Source organism: Tigheibacillus halophilus, from assembly GCF_042683165.1.
In the GTDB taxonomy this organism is placed as follows: Bacteria; Bacillota; Bacilli; order Bacillales; family Amphibacillaceae; genus Tigheibacillus; species Tigheibacillus halophilus.
This window is the reverse complement of the sequence record NZ_JBHUIZ010000016.1, coordinates 82,290-101,468: the sequence shown is the minus strand read 5'-3', so window position 1 is coordinate 101,468 and position 19,179 is coordinate 82,290. Positions and strand designations below refer to the sequence as shown.

Genomic DNA, 19,179 nt, shown 5'->3' with positions numbered 1-19,179 from the left:
ACATGATAGCATCCACATAACAATATCGGAGATCAAAACTGCCGGGTACGCAGACTGGTTTAGAAAGCAAGAGGTGAATGACATGGATGGATTGCGTAAATCTGGCAATTGGATTGCAGGCTTGCAATGGCTTTTTTTCATTTTCACGAATATCATTGTCATTCCAATTACAATCGGAGCCGCTTTCGGTCTGAGTCAGGGAAAAGTTGTCACCTTGATTCAACTGTCCTTCATCCTGACGGGTATCGCCTGTATTTTGCAAGGTGTCATCGGTCATCAGAGGGCGATTATGGAAGGACAGTCCGGGTTATGGTGGGGAGTCATCCTGACGTTGGCTGCAAGTGCTGCAGCACAAGGAAGTTCTCTCAGCGAACTTGGCGGAAGCTTAGCAACAGGCATCATCATATCAGGATTTTTAACTATTTTGATTGGCGCGGCCGGTTTAGGTCCGGTAATAGCCAAAATGTTCAATTCAGCAGTGATGGGTGTATTCATGTTTTTATTCGGCTGCCAGCTGATTGGCATTTTCATGAAAGGGATGCTGGGTATCCCTTTTGGCACACAAGCCGGGCAGGCACACATCCAGGTGAACGTTTCCCTGCTTTCTTTAGGAATCGTTGTCCTCGTGATTGTGTTGAGCGTCAAATCTCCACCAGGTATGCGGCGTTATAGCTTGCTTATCGGCATTTTGCTAGGATGGATGGTATATGAGCTGCTTTTCCAATCCAATGAAGGAATGAGTACAGGATCCCTTTCTTTTGAAAGCTTTCCACTGGGTAAACCATCATGGCATGTCGGAATTATCATTACTGCTGTACTGACGGGACTGTTAAATACGGCAAATACTTTTGGTGCAATCAAGGGGACAGACGAGATGTACCTAAAAAAGGTCAGCAGGCAAAAATATCGTTTCTCATTTATGATTACTGGCTGTTTCACGATGCTTTCTGGCGTTTTAGGTCTCGTCCCATACGCACCATATGTATCTACGGTCGGTTTCCTGAAACAAACCGGCATTATCAGAAGGCTGCCATTTCTGCTGGGAGGTGCCATGTTCCTTCTAATGGGCTTGCTCCCGCCAATTGGCCATTTCTTCTCCATGCTTCCGCTCAGTGTTGGCAGTGCAGTTCTCTTTGTTTCCTATTTGCAGCTCCTAGGGTCTACACGCTCATTTTTCCAGGACGTGGAATTCAGCACAACAGCAGTTTATCGATTGGCCATTCCGCTTTTTGTCGGTATCATCATTATGACAATGCCAGCCGACTATTTTCAGTCCTTGCCAAGCCCTGTTCGTCCACTAGTCAGCAATGGTCTGTTGGTCGGCATCGTTTTATCACTAATGATGGAAAATGTATTTCATCGGCCATCATCCAGCCATAAACAAGTGGCGGAAAATAAAAGTGATCAGCAAGGTCAAACCCATCACATTGCCAAGTGATCCGCATAATCGGTCTTGCAGAAAAGCAACGCATTCCTTTGAATGCGTTGCTTTTTGATTCGGAAATTCTTCCTATTTCGTTCGATCATCAGCCCAGCTTTTGTCCGCAGTTCGGGCAGAAATTGGCTCCCTCATTTTTATGTCCGCAATTCGGGCAGAAGTTCGGCTTTTTACCGGAACCATTTTCGTTTGGAGGGCCTGCTTGGCCAGACTGCTGATTTGGCTGGTCTTGCTGGTTTTGTCCCTGGGCTCCCTGGCCTTGGTTATTATTCTGGTTTGGGTTCATATTCATCGTATTCATCATCTGGTTGGCAACATTCATTCCCATCATCATACCAGCCATATCCGAGGCCGTACCACCGCTTTTGATTTTGCCAGACGCAATGCCATCAGTCATTTCCATTCGCTGATAACGATCCACATCACCGACCATTCCTTGCGACGCGGCTTTGGTTACCATATCTTGCACTTCTTTTGGATAATTGAAGCTCATAATATTAAAATCGGTGATCGTCATACCGATTTTAACCATTTCCATGTCCAAATCTTCCTTGATCCCGCTGCTTATATCAAATGCGTTGGCCTGTAAATTGAACATATCCTTGCCTTCCCTGACAATCCACTTCATCAGCAGCTGGTCAAGTACGGAAATGATGCGGATACGAATATCCTGGGTCAAATAACTATCCTTTACCCCGGCAACCTTATCAATCAAAGAGACATAATCATCCACCTTAAAAGTGAGTGTGCCGTTGGCTCTGATTGGCATACCGCCTGGCAGCTGCGGTGTAGGAATGTTAATAGGACCTTTTGTGCCCCATTTGATCGTGAATTCTTTCGTGTTCACAAACAGTACTTTTACGCGCATCCCTGTGTTGAAGCCAAATTTGAAGCCTTTTAATGTAGAAAGAAAAGGGATGATCTGTGATTCAATATCATAATCCCCTTCTTCTTTGAAAATCCCTTCAATACGTCCCTGCTGGAAAAAGATTGCATCCTGTCCTGGTTCGATGATCAGGCGGCTGCCCTTCTTGATCTCATCGTCTCCCCATTTCCAAAATATCATATCATCTCTGAATTCATCCCACTCTACGACACTCGAAAACTGATTACTGAAAAAACCCATCTATTCTCAACCCTTTCAAGATTTCTATGAAAATTAAAAACTTCCTCTGCTTCCGCTATGTGAATGTCCGCCCCGTGTGACGCCGCCTCCACCGCCACCGCTGCTTTTATTATTATTAGATGGCTTGCGCCGCCTGTCTACCGTTTTACGTAAGTAGACATCCCTATGCTTACGCAGTTTGAAGCTATCTCTATTCATATACGTTCGAGCATTTACTGTCACTTTCCCACCTGTATTGCGCAGCATCCCCGATAGGACGAGCAAAGCCAATCCGATAGGAGCACCTACTTGAAACCAGAAGGAAAAAAAGAAGCTGTCTGGGTCGATACCCGGCCAATACCCCATATAATCATCAGCCATGACAATAAATTTTTGAAACGCCTTTTGATACTCCTCGCTGGTGATATATGAGGAAATCTTATCACGGATTAAATCAAGTCTGTGATCATCCAAATATTTTTCGCCTTTATAAAATCCAGCCAAGTACACTTCTCTATTTTTCATATCCACAGTTAAGATTGCCGCATTGCCGGCTGGCTTATCGTATCCCGGAAGTTTTTTATCGTAAAATTCCTCCGTATACAACTGCACATCATCAGGTTTTGGATGTTTGGTTGTTACAATGATGAAATTTGTTTCCCGCTTGTCACTATATTTCTTCGCCATTGTCTCCAACTGGCTTGCTTCGTCTTTGGAAAGAAGCTTCGCATCATCATAGACTCGTTTATCAATGGTTCCGTCGCCTTTTGCGAATACAGTCGTTAATGGCGAGAAAAACAAGATCACAACAACTGCAAGTAGAAGGATACGGCTGTATTTGTTTTCTACCATAACAACCCACCACCCATAATCAATGCAGCAATTTTAATTCCGACAAAAGCCGTTCCAGCAATCCCGGTGAACCAGTAGGTGACTTTCTTCTTGCTGATTGGCGGTTTACCGACGACTTTGCCCGTCTGCCCATTCATCGCAAAGGTATGCACGTGCTTGTCGTAATCATAATAGACCATCCATACCGGCAGCAAAACGTACGCGGCATATCTTTGGGAAGTGTCGATATGTTTATGTTTGTAATTGACGTAGGAATATCCTCGGATGGTGGATCTGATTTGTTCGTCTATGTAACTTGCAATCTTATCTTTTACTCTTGGAAAAAGCTGCTTATCATCATAATTGTATTTCTCAGCGATATATCCTGCAAGATATGGTGCTTTGAACCTTTCCAAATCCTGATAGTGGAATGGCTCCAGTTTATCCATCAGCTCATCATGCATTTTTTCTGATGCATCCACTGGTACTCTGACATAATCCATATTCATATCCCTATATACATCATAGTATTTCTTTTCGGTGTAAATGTAATTTCCTCTTGTATATTCCCGTGATCTTACCCCGATAGCTTGCACCTCTGCCTGGGTATTCAAATCATAAAGCCAGAAAGGCACGTACAATCCGGTAATCTCTTTGATGCGGTTTGCAGTCATGAAACCTTTCGGAGTGAGGATGCCATTTTTGCACCATTTTTTAAAAGCAGCCCGCGCCTCATCTCTGCTGATTTTAAATGGCAGGACTTTCACTGGTGCCAAATCACCCGTCAGCCTGTCACCTAAGACGACACCGGCACCACAAAAACTGCACGTCGTGGCGGTAGTGTCCGCATCAGTAATCACGATCGCTCCGCAATTTTCACAGTGATATTGCTTCGCCTCTTCTTCATCAAAGCGATTGGTAATATAATCATCAGGCAATTCCTGAATGTTGTCTTGTCTGCCGCAGCTTGTGCACGACAGCATTCCTGTATGACTGTCAAAAGTCATATCATCCCCGCAGTTAGGGCATTTATACTGAATGACCATCAATCGTCCTCCTTGTCATGGCAATTAATCAACAACTTCTGAATGGCCCCGCTGTGGACTGGCAGCACCTATTTTTTATATCCCATATGTAAAAAGAGCTGCAGCACCAGCTACAGCTCTATACGGGGGATCACGCTTGATTCTGTTTCAGTTGCTCCCTCAAAGCAGCCAGTTCATCATCCACATCGACACTGGATTCATATTTGGCTGTCAGATTATCAATGTTATCCTCCGGACCTTTATTTAATTCTTCCATTGCATTCGCTTCATCGAGCGCTCGATTTACTTTTTCTTCCATTTTATCAAAGCTGGACAACGAATAGGATGCACTATTGACAGATGAAGCCATTTTATTCATACGTTCCTTTGTCTTGGCCACTGCAGCCTTGCCTTTGATCATCGAACGACGTGCTTCCAGTTTGCTGATATCTTCCACCAGTTTGTCATGCATTTTTCTCATTTGATCTGTATTCGCCGCCGCCAAATCATATGCCTGCTGCAGCTCGGTTTGTTTGGCCGTAAGCGTAGCTTTTTTTTCCAGAAAGATGCGGGCATCTCCTTCATTTTCGGCTTCCAAAGCTTTAAGCGCATATTTCTGCATTTTTTCTATATCAGTTTGACATTCATTCAGTGCACGTTTGGCGCGCTGCTCCTCAGCCATGATAGAAGCTGTTTCCGCTTTGACCTTTCCTAAGTCGCTGCTGGCATTGCGCATGTACTGGTCAATCATTTTTTCCGGGTCTTCGGCCTTATCTAAAAGTGCATTGATGTTGCTGGACATGATATCTTTGAATCTGCGTAATATCCCCATTTCCCAACCTCATTCCATCTATTTTATGATAATAATGATACGAATCACATTTTAACCAGTTAGCATCATTATAAGGTTTTATCTATCCTGCTTCAATAGGGAAAAGGTCTTATTTTTCAGATTTTTACCATACAACAGCTGTAATCATCTGTTTATACTCGAAGTCATGCCGGCGCATTTTAAAATAATCCGGATAATAAAAAAAGGCTGCCCCATAAGCCAATGCTTATGAGGCAGCCCATCTTAAAGCAGATATCACTCTAACCTTCCTTCAATTTTGCAAACTTCCCTCTGACTTGGTCAGTGTGTTTCCTAGAAACTTAGCAACCTGCAGCATGCCATATTTTCCGCTCTTTGTCTCGGCTTCCCTATTATAATTCGTGTTTGTGTTGATATCGTACGTATAAATGGTACCTTCCTGGTCCTGAATAAACTCGATGCCAGCAATCTGAATATGATTTGCAGCAAGGACCTCTTCATATTTTTTGATAATTGGATGATCAAAACCATCCAAAATACGAAATTTTTCTGGAGTAGATTCCGTTCCGTCCGCCGCGCAGAATAAATCATCAACAGTACATGCATCGGCTGGACATAGTTCAAAACCTTGTGATGTGTCCACCTGCACAGCGTAGAAAAATTTACCCCCAATAAATTCACAGCGTGTAATATAGGATTCAGGTGAAACGATATATTCCTGAATTAATGTGACCCCATCCACTGGTTCCTCGAATGATTCTCCACCTACATATCTTTCCAGTGCTGCAGACGTATGAAACAGCTGTACACCAAGTCCTTTGCCCGCCCGATTATGCTTTGTGATGAACGGCTTTCCTTCAAAGCTTTTCGCTGCTTCCAGCAGTGCTTCCTTGCCGACGGCAGCAATCGTTTTTGGTGTCTTGATTCCATACTTTTCAAGTTCTAAGTATTGCAGTACTTTGCTTACTTCCAACTGCAATGCTCTGCTTCCGTTAATCACCGTCCTGCCATGATGCTCCAGCCAGGCCAATATCGCATTTGTCAATTCCGGTGCATACCGGTGGCCCCGGGTATGGGAAGAAGCACTCATTCTGTTGTAAAAGACACCTTCTGGCGGCACAGAGGCTAAATCAACCTTCCCACTATCAATCAACCAATCTTCAAATGGAAGATTCAATTCTTCCAATCGTTTCAGTAAATGGGCAGTCCATTCATTATTTTCATGTAGCACATATACCTTACTCATACTCCACTTCCTCTCATCATCTGTGCGCGCAATTCTTCCACTTTCGGCATGACCTTTTTTGAAAAGCTTTCCATCTCCTCCAATTGTGGAGAACATTGTAATAACAATAGGTCCACTCCGGCTTCTTCAAATGCCAAAATCTGTTTAGCGATATGTTCCGGAGTACCGACAAGATTCGGCCGCAGCCCCCGATTCGATACAGAGTAATCCTGCAGCTGGATTTGCTGTTCAAGCTCGGATTTGGTAGTGAAGTCTTTAAAGCTGGCATAAGCATCTGATTCATTCACAGTGGTGATCTTCTCCAATTCTTTGATGGCTTCTTCCTCAGAATTCCTGCAAATCACATATGCTGCCATCCCGATGGATTGTAATGGTTTGCGCCCGGCTGCTTCCCGACGCATTTTCATATCGGAAATCTTCGTCCTTGCTTCTTCTACCGTATGCCCATGGAGGACATAAGCGTCACAAAGGGATGCAATCACTTGCTTTCCTTTCTCACTTTCTCCACCCGCATATAAAATAGGATTTGGACGTTGTATCGGTTTCGGTGATAGCTTTGTGTTTTCTATTTGATAGAACCTTCCATCATAAGAGAAAGATTCTTCCGTCCACAATCCTTTCAAAATTTCCAGGAATTCCCCCGTGCGATCGTATCTTTCGTCATGTCCTGTAAACGCTGCTCCGTATTGTTTTGCTTCCTCAGCCCACCAACCGGAAACAACATTCAATGTAAAACGTCCATTACTAATATGGTCAATTGTCGCAGCCATTTTAGCCGTAACAGCCGGGTTATGGAACGCAGGCCGAACCGCCGCCAAAATTTCCATTTTTTCTGTTACCGCTGCCAGTGCAGCTGCAGTTGACCAGGCCTCCAGCACTTCTTCTTCTGCTCCCTTGATGTCATTTAAATATAACTCAGCAACCAACGTGGTATCATATCCCCATTTTTCTGCGGATGTTACGACTTTCTTGACATATTCGAAAGTCGGAGACATCCCTTCATTCTTAATATTGCGGAGCCACCCGCCGAAAACGGGCAGCCAAAAACCGTATTTCATTCTTGCCCCTCCTTCAGTAAATTTCAAGATAGTTCATTCTGTTAACGTGACAGGTTGAAAAGCATATTTTTTTCCTTGGTGATGACTTGGCAAATGATTGCCATTTCCAAACAGATTGTCCCGTAAGGTGTCTCCTTCATATCCCTTTGGTACAAGTCCCCTTTCCTGCAAAACCGGGACGACTAGTTCTACAAAATCCTCAAACGTACCAGGGGAAACAGCATATGCGATATTGAATCCGTCCACGTCAGCATCAGTGACCCATGTCTCCATCACATCGGCGATTTGTTCAGGGGTTCCAACAGCGGATGCTCCCATCCCCCCTATTCCGACGGTTTCAATAATTTCTCCAACTGTCCATTGCTTATCAGGATCTATTCTCGTAAAATTTTCAACCGCTGACTGGATAGCATCGTTTTCTACATAGTGAAGGTTTTCGTCCGGATCGAATTGGGAAAAATCTATTCCTGTCCAGCCGCCAAGTAATGCACATGCCCCTTCATAGCTAATATGTTTTTTATAATCCTCATATTTTGCATTTGCTTCTGCTTCTGTTCTGCCGACTATGGGGACAAGCATAGTCAGAACTTTGACTTCTTCTGGTTCTCTCCCGGTTTTCCTTATATCTTTCCGCAACTTCTGAACAGTATTTTTTGCTATTTCGACTGTGGGAGCTCCGATGAATACCAATTCAGCATTACCAGCTGCGAAGGCGCGCCCTCTGCTTGATGCCCCAGCCTGAAAAATTACTGGGGTACGTTGCGGAGACGGTTCGCATAAATGTGCGCCAGGAACTTTGAAGTATTTTCCTTCATGCGCAATGTCATGCACTTTTGCAGGATCCGCAAATATACCGTTTTCCTTATCCACTTTGACAGCATCATCTTCCCAGCTGCCTTCCCACAGTTTGTAGCAAACTTCCAAATACTCATCGGCGATATCATAACGCTCATCATGCTTTACTTGGTCATCCAGCCCCATATTGACGGCGGCACTCTTTAAATAAGAAGTAACAATGTTCCACCCAACCCTTCCCTTCGTCAGGTGGTCCAATGTGGATATCCTGCGGGCAAATGTATAGGGATGTTCATGTGTTACCGATGCTGTCACCCCGAAGCCGAGATGTTTCGTGACCGCCGACATAAGCGGCACTACAAGCAAAGGATCATTCACCGGTGACTGGGCTCCCTGGCGGACTGCAGCATCCCTTGAACCTTTGTAGACATCATAAGTCCCCAAAACATCAGCGAGAAATACAGCATCAAAACGTCCCTTTTCCAATGTTTTTGCCAGAGCGATCCAGTATTCGCTATCTTTATAACGGTGGGACTGATCTTTAGGATGAGTCCACAGTCCAGGTGATTGATGGCCTGCACAATTCATTTCAAATGCATTTAAATAAATCCTTTTCTTGGTCATGAAGTATTGCCTCCTCCTGCTTATTCAGAATGGCGATGCTACGGCAAATGTCTTTTGCCTTTTCAGCAGCTCGATAAAATAATGCAATTGCTTTTTCATACGATTCAGCACATCCTCATCCGTGATTGGAATAGGTGAATGCTTGGCGATTTGGCTGTTTAGCATATAAACACCTTTTAAACTTTGCCCTTTCAATGTTGCCAGTAACGGCTTCAACGTGTATTCCAACGCTAGCATGTGGGAGGGGCTTCCTCCCGTCATCAGTGGCAATACTGGTTTATGCTGCAAAATATCCTGTGGTAAAATATCCAGCAACGCTTTTAAAACTCCTGAATATGCAGCTTTGTAAACCGGCGACCCGATAATCACACCATCGGCTCTTTGCAAAGATCTTCCCAGCTCGATGACAGACTGGCTTTCAAAATCACCTTGAAACAAGTCTTCTTTGGGAACGTCGCGAACCGAAATGTGCTTCACAGAAAAATGTTTTTCCGTCAATATTGTTCCTAAATGCTCCAACACTTTTTCAGTCCCGGAAATAGCGGATGGGCTACCTGACAGGATCACAACTTCTTGCATACGGCCGATTCCTCCTATATCCACATTATTCTTATAACCAAACTCGGGTTTATATAGCGCTTATGCTCATTGTACGTTGACAAATAATAAAACCCTCTTTTCCCGGATAAGAAAAGAGGGTCATAACGTCCTTATGCGCTCTTATCTCCCAAGAATGACACTTGGTGGAATTAGCACCTTTCTGGCATTGCCAGAGGTTGCTGAAGCTTCACTGGGCCACTTCCCTCAGCTTCTCTTGATAAGAATTATTGAATTAAATGTGATGTTATCACTGGAATAATAATAAGTCAATACTTTTTTGATTAATATTAAAATTCCGTTCCACCATGAAACTTTGGAGATCTATTTTATCCTCTATGAAAAAACAAAATGCCCGAAATGTGCAATACACCTTGCTTTGTATCTCCTCAACCAATAATTAGAATTTTTTATTTTCTCATTGACTTAACACAAAAATATATGTATTATTTATATTAATCAAAATAAAATACGTTTTTTCTTATCCAGAGAGGTGGAGGGACTGGCCCTTTGAAGCCTCGGCAGCAGACCGAATCGGTACTGTGCCAATTCCAGAAGCATTCAAGCTGAAGATAAGAAGAGTTGCACGGGTCGTACTGTCATTTAAATCTCTTCTTTCTTAATAGAAGAGATTTTTTATTTTACACCCATCTCTTCAGCAGGCTTCACCAAATGACAATGTCAGTCAGATTGAAGAGGCAGATAATGTCAGCTTTTAACTTCCTGAAAAAAAGGAGAGGTTGTAATGACAACAGAAACATTAATCAAAGTGCCATTCAAAGCAGATCAGGTGGGGAGTTTGCTGCGTCCCCAGAAATTACATGATGCGCGTCAGCAATATAAAGAAGGAGCTATTTCAGCCAAAGCACTTCGGGAAGTGGAGACAAATGAAATCCGACGGGTCGTGAACAAACAAATTGAAGTCGGCTTAAAAGCCGTGACAGACGGAGAATTCCGCAGAACGTGGTGGCATCTTGATTTTTTAGAGCATCTCAACGGCTTCGAAGGGTATGTGCCAGAATCAGGATATGCTTTCAAAGGAGAAGAAACAGAGCGCTACAATATCCGTAATCATGGAAAAATCTCTTTTAATCCAGAGCACCCTTTTATTAAAGACTTTAAAGCGTTCAAGAAAATTGTAAATGGACGCGCCATTGCCAAACAGACGATTCCCAGCCCAAACCAACTCTTTCATCGCGGCATCCGCAATTCAGAGATTTATCCGGACCTGGAGGAATATGCCAATGACGTAATCAAAACGTATCAGGATGCTTTGCGGGCATTTTACGAGGCAGGCGTACGCTATCTGCAATTGGATGATGTGTATATTGCGGGATTGAACACTGAAGTGCTGCAAACATGTGAAGCGGGTTACACCAGAGAACAACTGATCGAGCTTGCCCTGCGTGTCAGCAATGGCGTCTTGGAGAACAAGCCCGAGGATTTATATGTGACTACACATCTTTGCCGAGGTAATTATCGAAGCAAATGGGCTTTCGAAGGGAGTTATGCCCATATCGCTCCGACACTGTTCGCTAAGGAGAAAGTGGATGGGTTTTTCCTGGAATATGACGACGAACGTTCGGGAGATTTCAAACCGCTGGCTCAGATTCCTGCTGGCGGGCCACAAGTGGTGCTCGGTGTAGTCACTTCCAAATTCGGTGAGCTGGAGGAGAAAGAATTCATTAAGGCACGGATCCAGGAGGCTGCCAAATATGTTCCGCTGGAGCAATTATGCTTGAGCACACAGTGCGGTTTCGCTTCTACGCATCATGGAAATATTTTATCAGAAGAACAACAATGGGAAAAATTACGATTTATTGTAGAAACCGCGAAAGAAATCTGGGGGGAAATATAGACAGTATGCAAGAAAAGCAAAAAAACTTCTTAGACGAGGCCACTGAAAATCTAAGGTTATTTTATGATACAGGTTTTCTGTACACAAAATCCCCCCTAAAATTCCTTTTTGGATTTTTAGTGGGGGTTTCATATTGGGAACGTTTCACGACATCCACATCGGATAAGTCAAAAATGGATTTAAGCAGAAGGTATTTGAACATGCGAATGGGCGGGACTGCATTACGTCCGTTGCCATAACAATATGTTCATTTTATTCATGGCGTACAAAATCTACAAGCTTTTTGATCTGGCGCAACATATTATCCTTTGGCACGACAAGCTTATAAATTTGTGTAAAAGGACTAAGCGATAGAGATTGCTGGTTTGAGATTATCCGAGACACCACCTACATTTGTTTAAGAAATCGCGTATCCCGTTGATTGCCACGGAAGGTAGCGACTCCCGCGGAAAGGCAACAGCCGAAAATCTCGCAGAAAGCGTCCACCTGAAGTGAAAATCAACGGTGCTTCCCGCCATATAAGTTATATTAGCCGTTGATTATTTGGATTTTATTGTTTAATACAAAAAAACAAACTAGAGCGTTATAAAGAATCTGGTTTGCCTTTTTAGACTTTTTCAGCAATCTTTCTTAGACTGAAGATTTTTTTGCTTTATCATGAATTGGCCATGTACTGGCGTCTGCTAGTTTGCGATTGATTATTTTCCCAGTAAATGGCATAAAGCAATGAAGTATTAACCCTCCTAAACAAACCGTCAGTATAGTGCCGATGCCAATTGGTCCATTTAAAGCCGCCGCTGCTATCAAGAACACGAGGTAAATACATGTTCTGGAAAAAACTATATTTGTTTTCATTAATGCTTGTATGATTAATGTTAATCGGTCCACTGGAATAGGTGCGAAATTTGTGTGTAAATAAATCGCTGTTCCGAGTCCTATAATTACTAAGCCAACTCCAAAACAAACTACTTTGCTGTACCATAGTTCAGGTGTCAAGAAATTATGCAATAAAAAGAGCCACATATCAATGCCGATACCCGTTATACATGCCGTTAACAAACCCGATATTTCTAATTTCTGTCTTCCCAAAAGGGCATTGCAGCATATCAATAATAAAGCTATGATTACTTCCCAGCTGCCCACCGTAAGCCCCACATTTTCAGCTAACCCTACCAAGAGTGCATCAAAGGGCGAAGTTCCAAGGTTTGATTGTATAGTGAAAGAAATACCCAGCGTTAATATAAAAATGCCCAATACAAAATAGATATATTTCATTCACTGTCACCTCTTTGCCATTATTTTTTGTTGCAAATACAACAAAGCGAAGTTAAACTTACTATATGTCATTTTTATTGCACTTGCAACAAAGATAATATGGAAGGAGTTCATTATAATGGAAATTCTCCGTGAAATCGGCATGATCGCAAGGGCATTGGACTCTATAAGTAATATAGAATTTAAAGAATATGACCTTACAAAAGGGCAATATTTATATCTTGTTCGAATATGTGAAAACCCTGGAATAATTCAAGAGAAGCTTGCTGAAATGACAAAAGTGGATCGCACAACAGCTGCCCGTGCTATTAAAAAACTTGAGATGAATGGGTTTATAGAAAAGAAAGATGATGCACGCAACAAAAAAATTAAAAAACTCTTTCCTACAGAAAAAGGAGGAAATGTTTATCCTTTTATAATAAGAGAAAATGACCACTCCAATACCGTCGCGTTAGCCGGATTTTCGAAAACAGAAGTTGAGACTATTTCCAAGCTCCTGCAAAGGGTAAGAAAAAATATAGAAAAAGACTGGGAATTTGTTAAAAAAGGTAACAAAAGAAACTATTAATAAGGAGCGATACATAGGAATGACTATTCATATCAAAAAGTGTACCCTGCGAGATTTACACAAACTGCAAGAAATTAGCTATAATACATTCCATGATACATTCAAGCACCAGAATGCACCTGAAAACATGGATGCCTATTTGGAAAAAGCGTTTAACTTAAAACAGTTAGAAAAAGAGTTATCCAATACTGCTTCACAGTTCTTTTTTGTCTGTTTCAATCATGAACTTGCCGGCTATTTAAAGGTCAATATGGATGATGCCCAATCCGAAGAAATGGGAGAAGGATCACTTGAGATTGAAAGAATTTATATACAGCATCCATTTCAAAAAAATGGACTTGGTAAATATTTGCTAAATAGCGCTATAGAAATCGCCATGGAACATCATAAAAAGAAAATTTGGCTAGGCGTATGGGAAAAAAATGAAAATGCGATTGCTTTTTATAAGAAAAACGCTTTTATCCAAACTGGAGCCCATTCTTTCTATATGGGGGATGAAGAACAAATCGACCTCATCATGGTGAAAACACTTAGATGATCTTGTATGAAAGGGCTGTACTTGGGAAGAATACTTGTGTAAAATGGTAATTAATTATATAGCCGAAATGTTTTCTAGGGTTCCGCACATCTATCATGTTGGTCTGGTCCGAGAGAAAACGCACAGTGAACTGCTGTGTCACGGAGGGATAAAAGCCCGGGAGAAACTGTATGGACAGTTGCCTCTCAGGGCTTTTTTTGAATAAAGTTGGAGGTGTTTTTAGTGAACACAAATTGGATCAAAGTATTTATTGCGGCTATTTTAGAAATCTTCTGGGTGATCGGGTTAACCCACGCGTATGATTTTTGGACATGGACAGGAACAATTATCATTCTTGTCGTTAGTAATTATTTGATGATTACAGCTGCACAAGTCCTTCCAGCTGGAACGGTCTATGCTGTTTTTGTGGGGGTGGGCACAGCGGGTACTGTGATTGCTGGGATTCTTTTATTTGGAGAACCATTCAGATGGGGGAAAATCATTCTGATAGCAACACTATTAATCGGTGTCATTGGCTTGAAATTAGTCACATCTGATAAGGCTGGGGAAGGAGCTGCATCCTGATGGCTTGGTTTACTTTAATCTTAGCAGGATTATTGGAAACATTCGGTGTAACAATGATCAATCAACTCTCTGTAAAGAAAAGCTGGCGGACAGTCATTTTATTAATTGCAGGATTCGGTTTGAGTCTGGCATTACTCAGTTATTCATTGCAATCCATACCTATGGGAACAGGGTATGCCATTTGGACAGGAATTGGTGTTGTTGGCGGCGCAATAATTGGCATGATATGTTATGGTGAATCAAAAGATTGGAAGAGAATCGTCTTTATTGCAATGGTTTTATTCTCGGCAATCGGTCTTAAGCTAGTCACATAAGATGAGCAAATCGAAATAATTGCAGCAATAGCTGCAGGCGATAATGTTCAAAATGCAGATTCTTCCTTCGTAAATATACAGAAAGAAAGACACCTCCAAATGGTAGACCGTGTCTAAGATTTGGAGGTGCACTCACTATTTTCCCTTACTGCGTTTATAGATTGCGGTTCCAATGACGGTGCGCAGACACTGCATTGATAAACCCGGATAGGAAATCATCTGTCCCCTTACCTGTTACAACACCCGGTTCATCTGCTATATCATTTTCATGCAATATGGCAATTCCTTCTCCAGTAGCTCCAATAGGCTTGAAATGTTTGAAGGTTTCCTTGATCATGTAATTTGCCTTTTTGGTGAAATCACTATCTGAATCTTTTCCCCCAGCTACATATAAAGCATCAAATAACACGGGGTCTCCTGTATCAAACGTTGCTTCGGCTTCCACTTCCAAGCCATTTTGTCCTTTTACCCTGCCAAGTTTCGAGCTGATGACAGTTGGATAGGTATTGTTTTTCTTCAACCCTTCAAGCACTGTTTGTACCTCCGTGTCATTATAGCCTTCATGGAGTACTACAGCGATTTTCATGGTATCCGGTTTATGGACAGTATTCATCTGGCTGAGTGCGGGGGAAGACTTGGTCACGTCAGATCCGCCATCGATTGGCTCCTGTACACCGACATTTGCCGCCACTTCTTTGGAAAGCTCCAAATCGATATAAGCGATCATATCCACCACCTGCTGGCGGATAGCCTTGTCATTTACCATACTGAGTTCAAAACTGAAAGCCTCTTCGATGTGGGCTTTTTCCACCTCAGACATACTGTTCCAAAACATTGTAGCCTGGGAGAAGTGATCCTTGAAGCTCTCACTTCGAGCCTGAATTTTCCGGCCTTCCACTTTCTCCTGATAGTGCTCATAGCCGCCCTCTTCCACTGTTGCTGTAGAAGGAGAGTTACCTGCAATGGAATTATTGTGATAGCTTGCTTTACCTATATTGATTGTTTGGCGTCCATAGCCGTCACGCTGGTTATTATGGAATGGGCATACAGGACGATTGATTGGCAGCTCATGGAAGTTCGGGCCGCCAAGCCTTATAAGCTGGGTATCCGTATAGGAGAACAATCTGCCTTGAAGCAGCGGGTCATTTGAAAAATCAATTCCCGGCACGACACTCCCTGGGTGGAACGCAACCTGTTCCGTTTCGGCAAACACATTGTCCACATTTCTATTTAGCGTCATTTTACCGATGATTTTTACCGGAACATCCTCTTCCGGCCACAGTTTCGTAGGATCCAAAACATCGAAATCGAATTTGAATTCATCTTCCTCCGGCACAATTTGCACACCTAGTTCCCATTCTGGATAATCGCCGTTTTCAATGGATTCGTGTATATCCTGGCGATTAAAATCGGGATTTTTACCATTCACTTTCTGCGCTTCATCCCAAACAGTGGAATGAACACCAAGTTTCGGCTTCCAGTGGAACTTCACAAAATGGGATTTGCCTTCCTCGTTAATGAAACGGAATGTATGCACCCCGAAACCTTCCATCATTCGCAAGCTTCTAGGAATAGCACGATCTGACATAAGCCACATGACCATATGTGCAGATTCCTGATTGTTGGCAATAAAATCCCAGAACGTATCATGCGCGGAAGCCGCTTGCGGATAACCTGTATCGGGCTCAGGTTTCACAGCATGTACAAAATCAGGGAATTTGATCGCATCCTGAATGAAAAAGACGGGCATATTGTTTCCAACCAAATCGAAGTTTCCCTCTTCTGTATAGAATTTTGTCGCAAAACCACGGACATCACGCGGGATATCGAAGGACCCTTTCGAACCTGCAACTGTCGAAAATCTTACAAATACCGGCACCTTGGCTCCGGGTTCCTGCAAGAACTTCGCTTTGGTATACGGCTGCATTGATTCATATAATTCAAATTCTCCATGCGCGCCATACCCCCTGGCATGGACAATCCTTTCCGGTATCCGCTCATGGTCAAAATGGGTCATTTTCTCCCGGAAATGAAAATCCTCCATCAAAGTAGGGCCACGGCTTCCCGCTTTCAATGAAAATTCATCTTCAGACACCTTCAGCCCCTGGTTGGTCGTTAAATGCTTATCACGCTCATCACTGCGAAATTGATCGAGCTGTTCATTCTTGCTGTTGCCGTTCACCTTGTTTTCTTCACTCATTGGATTTTATCCTCCTTCAACGAAATGGTTCACTACCTATGCGTTTCCCTGCTCATAAAATACCCAAACATATAAAGGATAGCCTAGCACCCTCTGTCAGAAAAAAAGAACAATGCGGTCACTTCTTCTCGCCTTGTTCCTCTGCTTGTTCTTTTTCCCGCTGTTTCCGTATTTTTTCGGAGCGGATATATTGTCTGTAGCTATACGTGCTTGTCCGGACTGTTTCTGCCTTTTCCAATCCAGCTCCAATTGCTCCAGCAGCTGTCGCGGCAGAAGTGGCCAGCCAAGCCAGCTTGACATAATCAAATAACCCTACCTGATGGCCGATGGTCTCTTGAAAGATGTCCGGTGGAACAAAAACGGAAACGGCAATCAAAAACAGCATAAAAAGGGAAACATAAAAAACGATCACGGACGTGCTGAGTGTCAACACGGTTGTGGCATTATAAAGCAGTCTTAATCTCTTGGAATTATTGCCGCCCGCCTTTTCCCACAGATCATGCGCAAAAATAATCCAGGACACCATGCCGAACATGGCTGCCAGCATGAGTCCCACAAATCGATCCAGTCCATACAATGCACTTAGCTGCCACAAAGTAGTGAAAATGAGCATGTACGCACCGGTTGCAAAAGCTACACCGGTAACGCCCTTGAATGACGGCATAATTGCCCACGGACGATTGGCAACTGTCATCCCTGATAGGATCTTCATTAATCCATTCCATTTTGGAACAACCATAAAGCGGACAGATACGCCGTCAAATTTCTTGGAAAACTCTTGTCGCTGAATAGTTGAAAAATAAAATGCCTCTTTCAGCTTTCCGAAAAATCCGTTCTGCTGCTTATGTTCTCTGAAGCCGATTCCTTTCTGCAGCAATTGAATATTATCATCCGTGTTGATATGGCGAAAATATAATTTTTTTCACCATATGCACCAGTGTCTTCCTCACTCTTTTCGGTGTAGGCAATGTTCCAAATGCAGGGAGAGAAATCTGGGCGATTTTCGCTTCCACATCCGCATCTGCCAGGACAATGAACTTACCGTTGAATATAGGCAAGTCAGTTAAGCAAATAACATAGTTCCAATCATTTTTCTCCTTTAATTTCTTGGCTTCATCCATGATTTCTTTTACTTTTTCCGCTGCGCCAGTCAACGAATCTATCTCGATTTCAACTTTCCAACAAACTTCATCATCAATATATTCTGTGAGCTTCTTCTCCAGGCTTAAACTCAGCTTACGGGCGATCGTTGCCGGCAGTTCAGGAGCAGGCACAACGCCAACCACTACTTCTTCCATCATCGTCCTCCAACATTCAATCCATTATATTCCAACGGAATCACGGAATCATTTTTGTTTGTTTTTACCCGATTTGGTATTTATCAAACAAATTCCTTGATGCTATGACGGACAATCTTTGAAACATGACTATCTCACATATGGAAGCAAGAAGATTCTTGTCCGTTGAAATGCTGATCACAAAGTCCATAAAAATAAAGAGCGATACATAGCTGATATGTACCACTCTTCATTTTCGTTCCATCATTGGAAAATTAATTGAATCATTCGCCTCACGATATGGCATGGCGGGGCAATCTCCATTTAAAATGCACCGACAGCATTCTTAACGCAACAATCGCCACAAATAATGCAGCCGTCATCCAAGGTCCCCTGATGAGGCCAAGTCCAATCATTAAACCGCCCAGGGTCGCCCAAAGGGCATAAATCTCCTCGCGGAAAATCATCGGTTTTCTGCCGGCGAAAATATCCCGGATCATCCCACCGCCAGAGCCCGTCAATGTTGCAGCAACAAGCACGGCACTTAATGGAGCGCCAAATTGAACAGCTGTGAAAGCCCCTTGTATAGCAAAAGATGCCAATCCAAGCGCATCAAAAAAGATTCCCCATTTATTCCAGTATTGTATCCACCATCGATCCGGCACTAAAAAAATAACGATAATCGTCAAGAATACGACAACAAATAGATTCCCTTGGGCCCAAATGTTTTCAATCGGAATCCCAATCAATAAATTCCGCACTGTGCCGCCTCCGAATGCGGTCGTGAATCCCAAAACTTGAACACCCAGGATATCAAAATCCTCTTTCATCGCTATAATCGCCCCACTGATTGCAAATGCAATAGTACCAATCACATTCAGCACATCAAACGTCAACATGCCACTTCCTTTTACAACTTTTATTTTTATTTTAGTTCGATAAGGTATATCTATTCAAATATTTTAGGCTAGGCTTTGATGAATTAATGGAGGAAGCACGAGACAAAATAGAAAACGCGAGCAGAATGTAAAAATTTTGAAGTGTGGATAGATAGC

The 19,179-nt window shown here is 42.8% G+C and carries 19 protein-coding genes, 1 pseudogene and 3 riboswitches; of the genes and pseudogenes, 6 read left to right on the top strand and 14 right to left on the bottom strand.

Annotated features, from left to right (window positions below; all coding sequences use genetic code 11):
* The first annotated feature begins 82 nt into the window (after positions 1-82).
* Positions 83-1,438, top strand: coding sequence for a uracil/xanthine transporter (locus ACFSMW_RS18395; RefSeq protein WP_390357762.1), 1,356 nt, complete (start codon positions 83-85; stop codon positions 1,436-1,438).
* A gap of 88 nt (positions 1,439-1,526) precedes the next feature.
* On the opposite strand, the gene ACFSMW_RS18390 is transcribed toward ACFSMW_RS18395, so the two are convergent.
* From ACFSMW_RS18390 to ssuE, 8 genes are all read right to left on the bottom strand, one after another.
* Complete coding sequence (locus ACFSMW_RS18390; protein WP_390357761.1) at positions 1,527-2,564, bottom strand: SPFH domain-containing protein; 1,038 nt, start codon at positions 2,562-2,564, stop codon at positions 1,527-1,529.
* 33 nt (positions 2,565-2,597) lie between these two features.
* Positions 2,598-3,395 (bottom strand): TPM domain-containing protein, encoded by a 798-nt coding sequence (locus tag ACFSMW_RS18385; protein WP_390357760.1) that lies wholly within the window; start codon positions 3,393-3,395, stop codon positions 2,598-2,600.
* On the bottom strand, positions 3,389-4,420 hold the full coding sequence (locus ACFSMW_RS18380; protein WP_390357759.1) for a TFIIB-type zinc ribbon-containing protein: 1,032 nt from the start codon (positions 4,418-4,420) through the stop codon (positions 3,389-3,391). The genes ACFSMW_RS18385 and ACFSMW_RS18380 overlap by 7 nt, the downstream gene beginning before the upstream one ends.
* A 130-nt stretch (positions 4,421-4,550) precedes the next feature.
* Positions 4,551-5,231: a PspA/IM30 family protein gene (locus ACFSMW_RS18375; RefSeq protein WP_390357758.1), complete on the bottom strand. Its 681-nt coding sequence runs from the start codon at positions 5,229-5,231 to the stop codon at positions 4,551-4,553.
* Between the two features lie 271 nt (positions 5,232-5,502).
* Positions 5,503-6,456, bottom strand: coding sequence for an ATP-grasp domain-containing protein (locus ACFSMW_RS18370; protein ID WP_390357757.1), 954 nt, complete (start codon positions 6,454-6,456; stop codon positions 5,503-5,505).
* The gene (locus ACFSMW_RS18365; RefSeq protein ID WP_390357756.1) at positions 6,453-7,514 is read right to left on the bottom strand and encodes an LLM class flavin-dependent oxidoreductase; all 1,062 of its coding nucleotides are present in this window, start codon (positions 7,512-7,514) and stop codon (positions 6,453-6,455) included. Before ACFSMW_RS18365 ends, ACFSMW_RS18370 begins: the two co-directional genes overlap by 4 nt.
* 33 nt (positions 7,515-7,547) lie before the next feature.
* Complete coding sequence (locus ACFSMW_RS18360) at positions 7,548-8,933, bottom strand: LLM class flavin-dependent oxidoreductase (protein ID WP_390357755.1); 1,386 nt, start codon at positions 8,931-8,933, stop codon at positions 7,548-7,550.
* Between the two features lie 24 nt (positions 8,934-8,957).
* Positions 8,958-9,512, bottom strand: a complete 555-nt coding sequence (ssuE, locus tag ACFSMW_RS18355) for an NADPH-dependent FMN reductase (protein WP_390357754.1) — start codon at positions 9,510-9,512, stop codon at positions 8,958-8,960.
* 138 nt (positions 9,513-9,650) lie between these two features.
* A riboswitch (SAM riboswitch) is annotated at positions 9,651-9,757 on the bottom strand.
* A 251-nt stretch (positions 9,758-10,008) separates the two neighbouring features.
* Positions 10,009-10,109, top strand: a riboswitch (SAM riboswitch).
* Between the two features lie 166 nt (positions 10,110-10,275).
* Between ssuE and ACFSMW_RS18350 the strand changes: the two genes are divergently transcribed.
* Positions 10,276-11,388, top strand: coding sequence for a 5-methyltetrahydropteroyltriglutamate--homocysteine S-methyltransferase (locus tag ACFSMW_RS18350; RefSeq protein ID WP_390357753.1), 1,113 nt, complete (start codon positions 10,276-10,278; stop codon positions 11,386-11,388).
* Positions 11,389-11,503: 115 nt separating this feature from the next.
* On the opposite strand, the pseudogene ACFSMW_RS18345 reads toward ACFSMW_RS18350, so the two are convergent.
* Positions 11,504-11,763 (bottom strand): annotated as a pseudogene (locus ACFSMW_RS18345) (transposase); the annotation flags it as partial.
* 255 nt (positions 11,764-12,018) lie between these two features.
* On the bottom strand, positions 12,019-12,663 hold the full coding sequence (locus ACFSMW_RS18340; RefSeq protein WP_390357752.1) for a YczE/YyaS/YitT family protein: 645 nt from the start codon (positions 12,661-12,663) through the stop codon (positions 12,019-12,021).
* Positions 12,664-12,778: 115 nt separating this feature from the next.
* Between ACFSMW_RS18340 and ACFSMW_RS18335 the strand changes: the two genes are divergently transcribed.
* From ACFSMW_RS18335 to ACFSMW_RS18320, 4 genes are all read left to right on the top strand, one after another.
* On the top strand, positions 12,779-13,231 hold the full coding sequence (locus ACFSMW_RS18335) for a MarR family winged helix-turn-helix transcriptional regulator (protein WP_390357792.1): 453 nt from the start codon (positions 12,779-12,781) through the stop codon (positions 13,229-13,231).
* A gap of 19 nt (positions 13,232-13,250) precedes the next feature.
* Complete coding sequence (paiA, locus tag ACFSMW_RS18330) at positions 13,251-13,769, top strand: spermidine/spermine N(1)-acetyltransferase (RefSeq protein WP_390357751.1); 519 nt, start codon at positions 13,251-13,253, stop codon at positions 13,767-13,769.
* 63 nt (positions 13,770-13,832) lie between these two features.
* Positions 13,833-13,934: riboswitch (guanidine-I (ykkC/yxkD leader) on the top strand.
* A 57-nt stretch (positions 13,935-13,991) separates the two neighbouring features.
* Positions 13,992-14,333: a DMT family transporter gene (locus ACFSMW_RS18325; protein ID WP_390357750.1), complete on the top strand. Its 342-nt coding sequence runs from the start codon at positions 13,992-13,994 to the stop codon at positions 14,331-14,333.
* Positions 14,333-14,647 carry a DMT family transporter gene (locus tag ACFSMW_RS18320; protein WP_390357749.1) on the top strand — a complete coding sequence of 105 codons (315 nt, stop codon included), beginning with the start codon at positions 14,333-14,335 and terminating at the stop codon, positions 14,645-14,647. The genes ACFSMW_RS18325 and ACFSMW_RS18320 overlap by 1 nt, the downstream gene beginning before the upstream one ends.
* A 154-nt stretch (positions 14,648-14,801) precedes the next feature.
* Here the strand turns inward: ACFSMW_RS18320 and ACFSMW_RS18315 are convergent, their stop codons facing one another.
* From ACFSMW_RS18315 to ACFSMW_RS18300, 4 genes are all read right to left on the bottom strand, one after another.
* Positions 14,802-16,847 (bottom strand): catalase, encoded by a 2,046-nt coding sequence (locus tag ACFSMW_RS18315; protein WP_390357748.1) that lies wholly within the window; start codon positions 16,845-16,847, stop codon positions 14,802-14,804.
* A gap of 118 nt (positions 16,848-16,965) precedes the next feature.
* Positions 16,966-17,724, bottom strand: a complete 759-nt coding sequence (locus ACFSMW_RS18310) for a hypothetical protein (protein WP_390357747.1) — start codon at positions 17,722-17,724, stop codon at positions 16,966-16,968.
* A gap of 10 nt (positions 17,725-17,734) precedes the next feature.
* Positions 17,735-18,145 (bottom strand): hypothetical protein, encoded by a 411-nt coding sequence (locus ACFSMW_RS18305; protein WP_390357746.1) that lies wholly within the window; start codon positions 18,143-18,145, stop codon positions 17,735-17,737.
* Between the two features lie 272 nt (positions 18,146-18,417).
* The gene (locus ACFSMW_RS18300; RefSeq protein ID WP_390357791.1) at positions 18,418-19,020 is read right to left on the bottom strand and encodes a trimeric intracellular cation channel family protein; all 603 of its coding nucleotides are present in this window, start codon (positions 19,018-19,020) and stop codon (positions 18,418-18,420) included.
* Between the last annotated feature and the right edge of the window lie 159 nt (positions 19,021-19,179).

What these genes read in the sequence shown, in the direction of transcription:
- ACFSMW_RS18395 (WP_390357762.1), top strand. Translation starts at nt 83, where the DNA reads ATGGATGGATTGCGTAAATCTGGCAATTGGATTGCAGGCTTGCAATGG.
- ACFSMW_RS18390 (WP_390357761.1), bottom strand. Translation starts at nt 2,564, where the DNA reads ATGGGTTTTTTCAGTAATCAGTTTTCGAGTGTCGTAGAGTGGGATGAA.
- ACFSMW_RS18385 (WP_390357760.1), bottom strand. Translation starts at nt 3,395, where the DNA reads ATGGTAGAAAACAAATACAGCCGTATCCTTCTACTTGCAGTTGTTGTG.
- ACFSMW_RS18380 (WP_390357759.1), bottom strand. Translation starts at nt 4,420, where the DNA reads ATGGTCATTCAGTATAAATGCCCTAACTGCGGGGATGATATGACTTTT.
- ACFSMW_RS18375 (WP_390357758.1), bottom strand. Translation starts at nt 5,231, where the DNA reads ATGGGGATATTACGCAGATTCAAAGATATCATGTCCAGCAACATCAAT.
- ACFSMW_RS18370 (WP_390357757.1), bottom strand. Translation starts at nt 6,456, where the DNA reads ATGAGTAAGGTATATGTGCTACATGAAAATAATGAATGGACTGCCCAT.
- ACFSMW_RS18365 (WP_390357756.1), bottom strand. Translation starts at nt 7,514, where the DNA reads ATGAAATACGGTTTTTGGCTGCCCGTTTTCGGCGGGTGGCTCCGCAAT.
- ACFSMW_RS18360 (WP_390357755.1), bottom strand. Translation starts at nt 8,933, where the DNA reads ATGACCAAGAAAAGGATTTATTTAAATGCATTTGAAATGAATTGTGCA.
- ssuE (WP_390357754.1), bottom strand. Translation starts at nt 9,512, where the DNA reads ATGCAAGAAGTTGTGATCCTGTCAGGTAGCCCATCCGCTATTTCCGGG.
- ACFSMW_RS18350 (WP_390357753.1), top strand. Translation starts at nt 10,276, where the DNA reads ATGACAACAGAAACATTAATCAAAGTGCCATTCAAAGCAGATCAGGTG.
- ACFSMW_RS18340 (WP_390357752.1), bottom strand. Translation starts at nt 12,663, where the DNA reads ATGAAATATATCTATTTTGTATTGGGCATTTTTATATTAACGCTGGGT.
- paiA (WP_390357751.1), top strand. Translation starts at nt 13,251, where the DNA reads ATGACTATTCATATCAAAAAGTGTACCCTGCGAGATTTACACAAACTG.
- ACFSMW_RS18320 (WP_390357749.1), top strand. Translation starts at nt 14,333, where the DNA reads ATGGCTTGGTTTACTTTAATCTTAGCAGGATTATTGGAAACATTCGGT.
- ACFSMW_RS18315 (WP_390357748.1), bottom strand. Translation starts at nt 16,847, where the DNA reads ATGAGTGAAGAAAACAAGGTGAACGGCAACAGCAAGAATGAACAGCTC.
- ACFSMW_RS18305 (WP_390357746.1), bottom strand. Translation starts at nt 18,145, where the DNA reads ATGGAAGAAGTAGTGGTTGGCGTTGTGCCTGCTCCTGAACTGCCGGCA.